Source organism: Moorena sp. SIOASIH (genome assembly GCF_010671925.1).
In the GTDB taxonomy this organism is placed as follows: domain Bacteria; phylum Cyanobacteriota; class Cyanobacteriia; order Cyanobacteriales; family Coleofasciculaceae; genus Moorena.
Map to the genome: position 1 here is coordinate 1,111,958 of NZ_JAAHIH010000004.1, position 13,414 is coordinate 1,125,371.

A 13,414-nucleotide genomic window follows, 5' to 3' on the forward strand; every position below is an offset into this window, starting at 1 on the left:
ACTATAGCAACGATTTTTTTGATTATTATTATCTGAATAGATAATTTTGGACTAAAATAGAATCCTGGAATTTAGTTACATTTTAGCTTTTTGAATTTATAAAAAAAAAGATTTACAAGTTTTTTTTTGTATAGTTTTAGTGAAGTTTATAGTTTGGGTTTACCAGAATTTTAAACTATTCACTTCATCTATCGTTGAATGTACCTATAACCTAAAATTCTGGATGTTTAGTAGTTGATACTACATTTATAGGTAAACTCTATAACGTTTACTTACTAAGCTTTTCAGCAAGTGATCCGTTCAATCCGGATCACTTTTTTTAGTGACGCTAATTAATGATTTATGTAGTTTTATAAACACAAATTACAGAACATGGCAATTCTTAGAAACGATAATCCTTGGGGCGAAGTATTCGGCTAGCAAATTTGGGAGCAAACCAAGAATTTATAGCGTTTCTCGTAGTTATGAGGTACAGTCTTCTTTGACGTTGATTCCCTGTTAGGTGCCCTTGACCCATTAAGAATTAAATTCGCCACGGGTCGCACCTCTTGATGCAGCACATCGCTATTCCCTATTCCCTGTTCCCTGTTCCCTAAAATCCAGAAATTTTGTACCTCATAGCTATGAGAATTGCTAGATGTGCGAATGCTTCGCCCTTACAAACGTCCTTTGTTTTATGGGTTTCGACCTGACAGGGGCTGGTCAGTTATTTGAGCTGAACGGCACTAGCTAGTGGCTTGTCTAGGAATCTAGGAGATCCATCAAAAGCACCAAAGCCTCAAGCACTGAGGTTCGCTGATTGGGATTAACTATCACACTTGGGGGTTGATTGTGAGGGTTGCTATAACCGAGAGTTCTGATAATTTCCTCTGAGGTCATTGCCCCTGGACAATCCATATGGGTTAAACCAATAATCATGGGAACATTTACTCGCTCCTTCATAAACAGGAGAAGCTCACGAGAGTGGTTCAAGCTGCTGGGTCGATGAACTGGCACCAGTACAATATAGGCGTGAGCTTCACGAATCAAAATATCCCACATGAAGTCAAAGCGAGATTGACCAGGAGTACCGTAGATATGAACATTTAGATTGTTACCAAAGGTAAGGCTACCAAAGTCAAAGGCAACGGTAGTTTTTTTCTTGAGCAGAAGTATTTCGTCGGTGGCTTTACCTTCTATTTCCACAGCTTCAAAATTACTTGCTGTCCTCACAAAAGTAGATTTGCCAGCTCCTACAGTTCCGGTTACTACGACACGGATACTTTTCATGGGATTTACTCCACCAAGGCTAATTAATACTGAGTAGATTTCTGTCTTAGCAGATGAGAAAGGGAAATTTGGTGGGGTAAGTCCTGTAATTTGAGTTAAACTCAGATCTTGAACCAAGTTTAAGATTTACCTGTAAAGGTAGGGAACTTCGGATCGGGGAACAGGGAACAGTGATAAGATTTGGTGCTTTCAGTACTTAAATTGATTGTTATCACTGCCGTTATTAAGTTTTTTGTACTGGTGCAAGAGCTCAGTTAAAGGAGGGTTATCAAAGGGGATTTGGTATCAATACTCAATCTCCAACAGTATTAATCTCAAGTCCTCGACTTTGTATAGTTTGCTCAAATAATGGCGTAGACAGGGCTTGTTCCACCGGCCAAACTCCCGGTTTATTGAGTTGACCAGTAAGCATCAGTTCAGCAATACTACCAGTACCGACCCCAGCAGCGACAGCAGTATTCTCATGGACTAAGGTTGAGCCAGCACGGGCTGATTTACCATCTTTGTAACCAGTAACCTCTGAGCGAATGGCAACACCAACGCCACTAATGCGATCGCTTACATCGGTCATGATGTGGCTGACATGGGACAAAAACTCGATTCCAGCGGGATTTTTCAGCCAAGATGAGGGAAAGATATGGGCAGCTATCCAGGTCAGATGATTATAAAAATCGGGAACTGAGCCAAATTTAGTGATTACCGTGTTAACGGGGAATGAGTCCACTAAGGTCAAGGCTTCTGGCATATCAAACCAGTAGACACCAGCTTTACCATAGGGAGCAGGGAATTGGATGGTTTCGCGTAGGCTATAAGGTTTCACGGTTTGCCACTGATTATCAATCCAAGCTTCAAAGGGTTCTTGCAATCCCAGGAAAGTAGTACGCATCACCGTCACTCCAGCACCACCAGAACCCGCAACTACATAGCTCAGGTGAATCCGTTCTGCAAAATCTAACTGTTCCACATCGTGACGCACCATGCTATTCGAGATACCAGGAAAAATGCCAGAATTCACAATAGCGGTGACACCAGCAGCAGCAGCTTGTTCACGGAAGGCTAAGGCTTTACGGGTAAAAGCACGGTTGTCACTGACATCGAGATAGTTAACCCCTTGTTCGATGCAAGTGTTTAGGACAGTAGCGTCTCGGTAGAGAAACGGACCAGCACAATGGATTACTAGGTTGTGAGATGCGATCGCATTTCTTAACCCCTCCTGATCAGCTAAGTCTAGAGGAAGAAACTGCACGGGGGGCTGTAACTGTTGTGGCAATGCTAGGTCAAGTTTACCCTGACGTCCGGTAATCGTAATTTTCGCCTGAGTATGGGCAAGTAAGTCTTGCGCTACACTGTTCCCGATTCGTCCTTTGCCTCCTAGGATTAAAACCTGGTCTGTCATTAGATCATGTCCGCTTGAATACTTATTGCAGTTCTATCTTACGGTTGCTGGTTTCACTTAATTTCATCATTAGATTCAAGTCTAATTTAATTGTGTCCATTGGGTTTTACTAATAGTAAATTTTTAAACTCTAGGGATCCGTGTAGGAATTGTGATAATTTTTGATGCCATATTCCCTACTCCCTACTCCCTACTCCCTACTCCCTACTCCCTTTAACACTATAGCAATTTTAAGGGATTGAAACCTAAGAGAAGTCAGTCCGACTTTGGGTATATTCTTTCCCATCTTCCCCATCTTTCCAATCTTCCTCATTTCCATCTCCATAAATTATCCCGATGTTGTGCAAACCCCTTCAGGGGATAGCCTTGAGTTGCGCCATTTGGTTAAGTTTTGTTACAAAATCCCGACATCCTGCATAAACGGTAGGGCTTAATCCTGATAAGTATTAAAACCCTTAAAACTAGCAACTAACTACCGTTTGCAGCACATGACCTAGCTCCCCCAAACTGATCAGTGCGAAATCGCCTCCCCACAGACTATCCAACTTTTTTTAGAATAGGTCTACAAGATGAATACTATCACCAACTCTTTAGAAAGGGCAAATACTCAAGCACAACAGTTAGATAAGGTTTTCTTACAAGGGATACTGGAAGGATTTATTGATGGCATTTTGATTTTGAGTACAAAAGGAAAGATACTTCATGCCAATGAATCTGCTCGCCTTCTGTTGCATAAACTCACACCAGACAGTAAACAATCTAATTTGGTGCCTAAACAAATCTGGCGTGTCTGCCAAGCTTTGAAGTACAGTGTTAAGTCCTATCATTCTCAGGCAGTTATTATAGATTCTCATCTTACTACGAGTCAGTCAACTACTGTTCGGATACGAGTTCGATGGCTCAAATTAGAGTTATCCAAAGAACCTTTGATTTTAGTCACTCTTGAAGACCAACATCAATCCATTCAAAATCTAGTGCTTGCAGAAGTTTACCACTATGGTTTAACTCCTCGTGAAGCAGAAGTCTGGTTACTGCGTCGAGTCAATTACTCCTATAAAGACATTGCCGCTAAGCTATTCATTACCCTCAGCACAGTGAAGAAGCACATGAAAAATATTCATGCTAAACAGAAAATGGCTCTTTTTCTAGAGCATAATCTTGTGTCGGGATAAGGATAAATTTAATTTAAACTTAAAAGCTAAAACCTTAAGCCAGTGCTTTGCAGCTAGACCAATGATTTGAAGCGAGCAGTTGTGGACTAGCTGCTGCATCTGGCTTACCAATTAGAGGAGTTGCACTCGGAGGGTTTGTTGTAGTCTGTAGCAACACCCCCGACTCAGGCAAACTCTTGTCAGGCTTACCTCAATCAATGTTAGGTATTGAACCATCAGACTAGACGAGGGCAAAATTCCCCTAACCGATCACCCCTGATTCACCAAGGGCTTCCATTGTTCATGATAAGTCAGTTTCAAAGGTTATGAAAACTACTTTATGCAAAAAACATTTTAAATTCATGCAAAATCAACATTAAACAATTTTTTATGTAAAAAGCAATTTAATTTCATGTACCCCATACATAGTTACTCTATCTATTTAAGTTATTTTTGTCCATGATGAAAAAATAACCAATTTTCGTAAAAGACAACTGGGTCATGACAACAATGACATCAGAGACGGCTGAAGTATTATCGGTAAATCAAAGGACTAATCAGACGGAAAAATCAGATAGGGACAATAAACCGGTCAAGCTAGCTTATATCAAGCTAATCCTCTGCGCTACAGGGATTGGCATTGCTGGCGGATTAGTAGCAACTAGCTACTATTTTGTCCTAGAACAGTGTTTGCATTTTGTTTGGCATTGGTTACCCGAATTTCTAGAACCCTATTTCCCGAGTTGGCTACCCTCTTGGAATTATGTGTGGATTGCCACTACCATTGGTGGGTTTTTCGTGGGCTTATCCCTCTACTTCTTGGGGTTACCCGGTGAAATGGCGTTGGTGATTGAAAAAGTCCACGATCCAGGCAGGATGGAGCCTCGTCAAACTCCTGGCATGATTGTGACCTCTCTAATTTCCATCACCGCTGGCGGGAGTGCAGGACCAGAAGCACCATTGGTACAGATTAATGGTAGCTTAGGTAGCTGGCTAGGAGTCAAGCTTAAACTGGCAATCAGCCATATCCGGATATTGACCTTCTGCGGGATGAGTGCTGCTCTTGGTGCCTTTTTTGGTGCGCCGATCGGGGGGGCATTGTTTGCCCTAGAAATTCCCCACCGCCGGAGTCTGGAATACTATGAAGCCATCGTACCAGCCATTGTCGCGTCAATTTTTAGCTTCTCTGTTTTCCGCTTTGGTACTGGGTTAAATGTGGGAGGAATTTACCGCTTTAACCTTTTTGATACATTACCTACTCTGTCCTGGCTAAATTTAATTGAGGGTGCATTACTCGGGGTTGCTGGTGGATTAGCAGCTATCGTGTTTATCTATATCTTTCGCTTTACCAAGTCTTGGATTAAATCGATTGAACATCGCCACATTTTGCTAGCTACACTAGGCGGATTATCTATCGGGTTGATTGCTGTATTCTTTCCCCAAACCCTATTTTTTAGTGAGGAGCAAATTGAAACAGTCATTGAACAAGGTCCCACTTTGGGGGTAACCATGTTACTAGGGATTGCCTTGGCAAAAATGTTTGCGATCAGTTTTACCCTCCACGGTGGGTTTAGAGGCGGATTTATCTTTCCTCTATTTTTCATCGGTGCTAATCTCGGTTTAGCTATCTCCATCGCCTTACCCGAAATTCACCCCACCATTGCTATGCTTTGCCTGATGGCAGCAGTGAATGTGGCTGTCACCAAAACACCGGTCAGTAGCACGGTTATTCTTAGCGTTCTGTCTGATACCTCGATTCTTCCAATTATTGCTATTGCTAGCTTTGCCAGTTTCTTGTTGACTACTAATATTTCTTTGCTTAAAACTCAGCGATCGCGTAGTCAGGAGGGTATCCCAGTAATGGCTTAAGAATAATTAAGCCTGACTACTGAGTTTTTTTTGTTGAGAAGTTAGCTAATTTCGTAATTAACAGCCAACCCCCAACAAAAAACCATCAGTTAGGTAAAATTAGATGGTTAACAGCTTGCTCGATAGGTAAAGCGTGAAACCTCTAAAAGAGTTCTGTCTAAGTGTTGTTGATCTCGAATTGATGCCAACTGCGCTGAAGGTGGCTTTGGTCGTTGGCTCAGTTCTGTTTGTGATCAATCATGGTTCTGCTCTGCTACAAGGGCAGATGAATCGAGAGCGATGGATTTCAGGGGGTTTAACCTATATGATTCCCTACTTGGTCAACATTCATGGTCAGTACACCATCCGTTATAGGCAAATGGCTCGAAGAGGAAAAGCAAATTCTAATCGCAATTCTGGTTAATCACGATCATAGTCATGTCAAAACCCTGCTTCTGGTACAATGGCCAGCTAATTGAGGGCAACTCCCTGAGTCTGACCATTGATGAGCCAGGATTTATCTATGGCGCTACAGTTTTTACGACCTTACGAGTTTATCATCAGTCATTAGATCACCCACTAACCGATTGGACTAATCATTGCCATCGCCTCCAATCGACTCTACAAGCATTTGGTTGGCAACAGCCGGATTGGGAGCAATTGCGCCAGGGAGCACAATCACTGATCACCCTTTACCCAGTGCTGAGAATTACCCTATTCCCCGATGGGCGAGAATTGATTATGGGTCGTTCTCTGCCAGCCAATTTAGCCCAGTGGCAAGAACAGGGTATCACCGCTTGGGTAGCCCAGTCCCCCTCCCTAAAATTTCATCGCTGCTTACCCACTCACAAGACCGGGAATTACTTATCTCCATGGCTGGGGAAGCAAATGGCGCAAAATATGGGAGCACAGGAAGCGATTCTGGTAGATAATCACGGCAATTGGCTGGAAACTAGCACAGGTAACTTATGGGGATGGAGAGATGGTCAGTGGTGGACACCACCAGTGGAAGCTGGAATTTTACCAGGTGTGATGCGATCGCATTTAATTGAGTGGCTGACTTGCCAAAATCAGAGAGTTTGTGAGGAACCTTGGTCACCCGAGTTGGTAGGACAGTTGGATGCGATCGCATACACTAACTGCGTGGTGGAGGTTGTTCCCATTCACCGGGTCATTCAAGGCAATTCTGAACGAGTTTATGACCCACTACACCCAGTTTTCCAAGACTTAGGACAGCTTAACTATTAACTTTGAAGTATTAAATATAGCAGTTTTCAATTGTGTTAGATCCAAAATTTTTTGATTTTAGGGAACAGGGAATAGGTAACAGGGAATAGGTAACAGGGAATAGGTAACAGGGAATAGGTAACAGGGAATAGGGAAAAAATCCTGTGTACCTCATAAGTATGGAAAACACTATATTAACTGTTAATTGACGAACAACTTCCTACTCTGTTTATGGCGTTGCACAATAACGGGATGATGTACCTATTTGCCGAAGTTTGAACTGTAGACTATAAGCCACTTTCAGTTATGTGCAAAAAATGGTATCATCCTAAAAATGTGCAACGCCCTGTTTATTGATCAGGGGTTGCCTTACATTAGCTGACAGCTCAATGCTGTTCGCGTAGCGTGGGTGGCACAGGCTTCGACGCTGGGAGGTAGCGCATTAGCTGACTGCTTACCTTTAGTCTAAGCTTCAGACGTTCAAAGTAGGTAAGTATTCAGCTATCAGCTATCAGCTATAAGTTATCAGTCATTGGCCGTAGGCCACGCTACTTGAGGTGCTATCAGCTTTTGAATCAAACAGGTAAGCATTGGAATAATGCTGAGTTACATCTTTTGAATCAAACAGGTAAGCATTGGAATAATGCTGAGTTAGGTCAGCATTAGGCTAACGTCATTAGGCTAACCTCTGACGGCTGACGGCTGACGGCTGACGGCTGACGGCTGACTGCTTACCAAAGTAAAGTAGTTGTTTTGACGGTATACACCCAATGATTATTATCAAAAATTTAATCTAGGTATGGATAAATCTACTGAGCCTGCTATCTGTTGACCCTTGTTTGGTAGCTAAAAAAATCTATGCAATTACAATTCCCAAGTTTCAAATTTGGTGCTTTCTGATTCAATCAATAGATTATATTCGGTAAATTTTAGGATATAGTTATACCAAAAATCCGTATTTATACGGTCAATTAATTAATCAAAATTGTGTAAATTCAAGACATATATTCAGAATTACGAGACAATTTTCGTAAGAAATATATCAACATGGCCCCTAGAGGGTCTGGGAGATAATATCTCGGTATGCCCTACTCAATGGTTTTTGTCTGGCTCAATTTTCTCATAGAAACTGTCCCAATTAGCGATACAGATAGAGCAATGAGTGGTACCTATGACCTAAAGTTAGTTGTTCTATCCATTGCTATCGCCTCGATTGTGACCTATACGGTGCTGATTCTAGCTGGACAACTAAAAACCTCACAAAAGAGTACCCGTAAAGGTTGGCTGATTGGTGGGGCAATGATCATGGGAGTTGGGATTTGGTCAATACACTTTTTGGGAATGCTAGCATTCCGGTTCCCCATCCCCATCACTTACGATACGCCCATGGTACTGCTTTCTTACTGGGTAGCAGTGGTAATATCTGGTGCCGTACTCTATAGTGTCAGCCGCATCACCAACCTCAGACAGTTAATGGTAGGCAGTGTGGTAATGGGATTAGCGATCGCATCCTTACCCTACCTGCTGATCGCTGCCATGGGAATACCAAGGCTGATTCACTACAACCTCCTTTTAGTTGCCCTATCCGTTGTTATAGCCAGCTTGACATCCTTTTTCATCTTGTGGCTATCCTTTGATTTGGGGGTAGGAACTAGAAAAGTCCTTAATTGGTGGAAGCTTTGCTGGGCAGTGATCCTGGGATTAGCCATTACCGCTGTCAACTATACAACCATGATAGCAGCCAAGTTCACCGTTACTCCACCATTAGACACTGGTTTTTCTCAGACATTAAATACTTCGGTGGTAACAAGCACCATAGGGATAACTAACCTAATCATCTTCAGCCTCACCTTAATTGCCTCATATTACGAGCAGAAAACGAGTAAAGCACTGCAAGCTCTTAGACAAGAAGCATTGCAAGAGAGCGAAAGGCTATTCCGGACGGTGATTAGAGAAATGCAGGTAGGGGTGTTGCTATTCGAGGTAAAAACCGAATTCATGCTCTTTAATCAGGCGGCTCTGGATATACTGGGCTTCACCGAAAGTGAATTGTTGGATAAAAGTCCTTTTGGTTCGGATTGGACTATCATTCACGAAGACACCACTCCATTCCCCACCGAAAGTCGTCCCATCCAACAAGCAATTAGCACCCGTAAACTGGTACGAAACGTGGTGATGGGTGTCTACAATCGAGCTACTGAAGATTGGGTATGGTTACTAGTGAATGCAGATCCCCAGGTGGGGGTGGATGGAAAAGTAGAGCAAGTCATTTGTACCTTTAGTGATATCACGAATCGCAAGCGAGCCGAGGAAGCGCTGCGGCAAGCTGAAGCGAATTACCGTAGCATCTTTGAGAATTCAGTAGAGGGCATCTATCAGATTACACCCGATGGGCGCTTTATTAGTGCCAATCCAGCCTTAGCACGGATCTATGGCTATTCTTCCCCAGAAGAACTAGTAGAGTCAATCACGAACGTCTCAAAACAAATTTACGTGGACACTGAGGCTCGTACCGAGTTTACTCACAGAATCGCGGAAAATGGGGCTGTATCATCCATTGAGGCTCAGGCTTATCGCAAAGATGGTAGTGTAATCTCGATTTTGGAAAATGTGCGCCCTGTCCGAGACACTAATGGCAATTTGCTCTACTACGAAGGCTCTGTGGAAGACATTACCGAACGCAAGCGAGTTGAACTGGCCTTGCTGGAGAGAGAGGAGCAGTATCGGTCAGTCGTGGAAAATGTGCAAGAGGTTATTTTCCAAACCGATGGGCTTGGGGTGTTGACCTTTCTCAATCCAACTTGGACAGAAATGACGGGCTTTTCTGTAGCAGATAGCATTGGTAAGAACTTTATTAATTATCTCCATCCTGATGACCGTCAAACTAACATAGAACTGTTTCAATCCCTAATTACCCACAAACAGGAGTATTATCAGCAGGAACTAAGGTATATTACCAAGAATGGGGGCTCGGGGTGGCTGGAAATTCATGCGCAATTAACCCTAGATCCTGACAGTACTATCACAGGTACCTCTGGCACTATCCGAGATATTACAAATCGTAAATTAAGCGAGTCACATCTGAAAGAAAGTGAGAAACAACTGCGTCAAGTTATTGATTTAGTACCTCATTTTATTTACGCCAAGAACCGAGATGGAGAGTTTCTTCTAGCCAACAAAGCAGTTGCGGAAGCTTATGGTACGACAGTAGATGAGTTACTATACCATCGGGATGAAGATTTTGCTCAATCTTTCCTAAAATCATTCGAGTTTAGAGAGGCGGATTTGCAGGTATTGGAGAGTGGAGAACCGACACACCTTCCAGAAGAGACGCTCATCTATCCCGATGGAGAAAAGCGTATAATCCAAACTACCAAAATTCCCTTCTCCTTAGCAATTTCCCACATGCCAGCGGTACTAAGCGTATCCATTGATATATCTGAGCAAAAGCAAGCCGAGGAAGCATTACACCAGCAACTGACTCGTGTGATGCTACTCAAACAGGTGACCCAAGAAATCCGCCAAAGTTTAAACACTAAACAAATTTTTCAGACCACCGCCACACAAATTGGTCAAGTGTTTCAGGTCAATCGTTGCACCATTCATACCTATGTTTCCCAACCCTATCCTCGAATTCCTACCGTGGCTGAGTATTTAGAAAAGGGTTATCTATCCATACTGGATTTAGAAATTCCGATTCTGGGGAATCCTCATTTAGAGCAGTTGTTAGTCCAAGACCGAGCCATCAGTTCCCCTAATGTTTACGAAGACCCTCTTCTGAAACCGATGATCCCAATATGTCGGCAGATTGGAGTCAAATCCATGTTGGTAATTCGTACTTCCTATCAGGGGGAACCGAATGGTGTGATTGGAATACATCACTGTGATGAATTTCGTCAGTGGAGTCTGGATGAAATTGAGTTACTCGAAGCCGTGGCTGACCAAGTAGGGATTGCTATTGCTCAGGCTCACCTGCTTGAGCAAGAAACCCGCCAACGAGAGCAATTGACTGAGAAAAATTTCGCCCTAGAGCAAGCTAGAAGAACTGCCGAAGCGGCCACTCAGGCAAAAAGCGAATTTCTGGCAACCATGAGCCATGAAATCCGGACTCCTATGAATGCCGTGATTGGCATGACGGGTTTGCTACTGGATACAGACCTAACGCCCCAGCAACGAGACTTTGTGGAAACGATCCGCAATAGTGGGGATAGTTTACTCACCATCATTAATGATATTCTCGATTTTTCAAAAATTGAGTCTGGAAAGCTGGAGTTAGAAGAACAACCGTTTAATCTGATCACTTGCATTGAGGAATCCTTAGATTTGTTGGCGGCAAAAGCAGCTGAGAAAAAATTGGAGTTAGCCTATCTATTCCATCCCAACACTCCACCCATGATTGTGGGAGATGTGACTCGGCTGCGCCAAATTCTAGTCAATTTGTTGGGGAATGCGATTAAATTTACCCATATCGGGGAAGTGTTAGTTTCTGTAACTGCCCGAGAACTTAGCATAGGGGAATCGCTTGATGGCAAAGAAAAAGAACAAAGCATTACTGCTAGCCACTCCTACCCCTTAACATCTGCTCCTGACTACGGAAAACACTACTCTTTGAGTTTCCCTACTCTACCCAATGGAAACGACTACACTCTACAAGAAGGATTTGACCAGACGCGGTATACCAATGGGGTCAGAGGAGCTAACGGAACACAGAACAACACGAGAGACAACACAAGAGTATTTTCACCGCCTCACCCCCAGATTTCTTCCCGCAACCCTAACACTGCCAGATTTTGTACCACCTCCACCCAATCCTCAATCTACGAAATCCAATTTGTGGTCAAGGATACTGGCATCGGCATTCCTGAGGATCGGATCGACCGCCTGTTCCAGTCCTTCTCTCAGGTGGATTCCTCCACATCTCGCCAATATGGAGGCACAGGTCTTGGTCTGGCCATTTGTCAACGGCTCACCACCATGATGGGTGGGAAAATTTGGGTAGAAAGTCAAGTTGGTCAAGGCTCTAAATTTTATTTCACTGTATTGGCTAAACAGCCTGATCCGATCGAACAACCTAACCTGCCAGTATCTCAGCCATTGTTAGAAGGAAAGCGGCTGCTGATTGTGGATGATAGTGCGACCAACCGCACGATTATCTCCGAGCAAGCCAAGTCTTGGGGTATGTTTACCCAGACAGCAGCATCAGGTAGAGAAGCTCTCGATTGGCTCAGTCAGGGGGATAAATTTGACATTGCCATTCTTGATGGGTATATGCCTGAGATGGATGGTTTTACCCTAGCAACGAAAATCCGCCAGGAGTCTGAGGGTCAAGCCTTGCCCTTGGTAATGCTCAGCTCAATGAGTCAATCAGATACAAAGCATCATCAGAGTCAGCTAGATATTGCAGCTGTTTTAAACAAGCCTATTAAGCAATCTCAGCTTTACGATGTTTTGACCCAGGTGATGAGCGGACAGCCGATCAAGATTAAGCGCACACCTGCTCAACACCTAAAACTTGACACCGAAATGGCGCAAAAGCATCCTTTGCGGATTTTGTTGGCTGAAGATAATATCGTTAACCAGCAGTTAGCCCTGCAATTGTTGAAACGGATGGGGTACCGGGCTGATGTCGCGGGTAATGGATTAGAAGTACTCCAAGCTCTTACTCGTCAGCCCTATGACCTGGTTTTGATGGATGTCCAGATGCCGGAAATGGATGGCTTAACTGCGACGCAACGGATTTGTGAACAATGGCCAGCTCATGGACGCCCCTGGATTATTGCCATGACTGCTAATGCCATGGAAGGGGATCGAGAAATGTGTCTGAGTGTAGGAATGGATGATTACATTAGCAAACCTATCCAGGTCCCAGAGTTAGTCCGTGCCTTGAGTCAATGTCCGCACCATCGTGAACCTCCCCAGCCAGTAGTAGCTGATCAAGCTGTTGACTTTTCGGTTTTGCAATCCTTGATCGACAGTATCGGAGAAGGGGGGGCGGAATGCTTGCTTGGTTTGATTGAAATTTACTTAAAAGATACTCCGAGGTTAGTAAAAAACATGGCTAAAGCAATTAGTGAAGAAGAGCCAAAAGCCATGGAAATTGCGGCTCACACATTAAAGTCTAGTAGCGCTACCCTAGGGGGGATAAATCTCTCCAAACTGTGTCAGAAACTGGAAAGTCTGGGGAGGTCGGACACTATCACTGGAGCAGCGGAAATTTTTGCCCAGCTTGAGCCTGAATACCAACAAGTCAGAGCAGGACTGACCGAGAGTGCTAAGAAAATTGAACAACAATCCTTCAGCCCAGTCCTCACCCATAATGTATGATTTGGGTAGGGTTAGGGAAACCAGGAAACAAATCTTTTCCTAATCGGAAACTATTTTTTTTAAGGCAAAAGGCAAAAGGCAAAAGGCTAAAGGCAAAAGGCAAAAGGCTAAAGGCAAAAGGCAAAAGGCAAAAGGCTAAAGGCAAAAGGCAAAAGGCTAAAGGCTAAAGGCTAAAGGCTAAAGGCAAAAGGCTAAAGGC

General features: G+C 43.5%; 9 protein-coding genes. 6 read left to right on the forward strand and 3 right to left on the reverse strand.

The genetic code is table 11. From position 1 onward, the window contains the following. Nucleotides 1–741: 741 nt before the first annotated feature. Both F6J90_RS26180 and F6J90_RS26185 read right to left on the reverse strand, forming a co-directional pair. Nucleotides 742–1,386, reverse strand: a complete 645-nt coding sequence (locus F6J90_RS26180; protein ID WP_293100171.1) for an ATP/GTP-binding protein — start codon at nucleotides 1,384–1,386, stop codon at nucleotides 742–744. 175 nt (nucleotides 1,387–1,561) lie between these two features. Next, nucleotides 1,562–2,665 (reverse strand): saccharopine dehydrogenase NADP-binding domain-containing protein, encoded by a 1,104-nt coding sequence (locus F6J90_RS26185; protein ID WP_293100174.1) that lies wholly within the window; start codon nucleotides 2,663–2,665, stop codon nucleotides 1,562–1,564. 569 nt (nucleotides 2,666–3,234) lie between these two features. Here F6J90_RS26185 and F6J90_RS26190 point away from each other — a divergent pair. The 4 genes from F6J90_RS26190 to F6J90_RS26205 all read left to right on the forward strand — a co-directional run bounded on the left by F6J90_RS26190 (nucleotide 3,235) and on the right by F6J90_RS26205 (nucleotide 6,912). Beyond that, a complete protein-coding gene (locus F6J90_RS26190; protein ID WP_293100178.1) occupies nucleotides 3,235–3,837 on the forward strand; it encodes a LuxR C-terminal-related transcriptional regulator in 603 nt (200 codons plus the stop codon). A 489-nt stretch (nucleotides 3,838–4,326) separates the two neighbouring features. Next, nucleotides 4,327–5,685 (forward strand): chloride channel protein, encoded by a 1,359-nt coding sequence (locus tag F6J90_RS26195; protein ID WP_293100181.1) that lies wholly within the window; start codon nucleotides 4,327–4,329, stop codon nucleotides 5,683–5,685. 133 nt (nucleotides 5,686–5,818) lie between these two features. After that, on the forward strand, nucleotides 5,819–6,088 hold the full coding sequence (gene nrtS, locus F6J90_RS26200) for a nitrate/nitrite transporter NrtS (RefSeq protein ID WP_293100183.1): 270 nt from the start codon (nucleotides 5,819–5,821) through the stop codon (nucleotides 6,086–6,088). Between the two features lie 14 nt (nucleotides 6,089–6,102). Further along, entirely contained in the window at nucleotides 6,103–6,912 is an 810-nt protein-coding gene (locus F6J90_RS26205; protein ID WP_293100186.1) for an aminotransferase class IV, read from the forward strand. Between the two features lie 10 nt (nucleotides 6,913–6,922). Here the strand turns inward: F6J90_RS26205 and F6J90_RS26210 are convergent, their stop codons facing one another. Beyond that, nucleotides 6,923–7,066 carry a hypothetical protein gene (locus tag F6J90_RS26210; protein ID WP_293100189.1) on the reverse strand — a complete coding sequence of 48 codons (144 nt, stop codon included), beginning with the start codon at nucleotides 7,064–7,066 and terminating at the stop codon, nucleotides 6,923–6,925. A gap of 908 nt (nucleotides 7,067–7,974) precedes the next feature. On the opposite strand from F6J90_RS26210, the gene F6J90_RS26215 reads away from it, so the two are divergent. After that, nucleotides 7,975–13,215 carry a PAS domain S-box protein gene (locus tag F6J90_RS26215; RefSeq protein WP_293100192.1) on the forward strand — a complete coding sequence of 1,747 codons (5,241 nt, stop codon included), beginning with the start codon at nucleotides 7,975–7,977 and terminating at the stop codon, nucleotides 13,213–13,215. Further along, nucleotides 13,212–13,382 carry a hypothetical protein gene (locus F6J90_RS26220; protein WP_293100195.1) on the forward strand — a complete coding sequence of 57 codons (171 nt, stop codon included), beginning with the start codon at nucleotides 13,212–13,214 and terminating at the stop codon, nucleotides 13,380–13,382. Before F6J90_RS26215 ends, F6J90_RS26220 begins: the two co-directional genes overlap by 4 nt. Nucleotides 13,383–13,414: the final 32 nt, after the last annotated feature.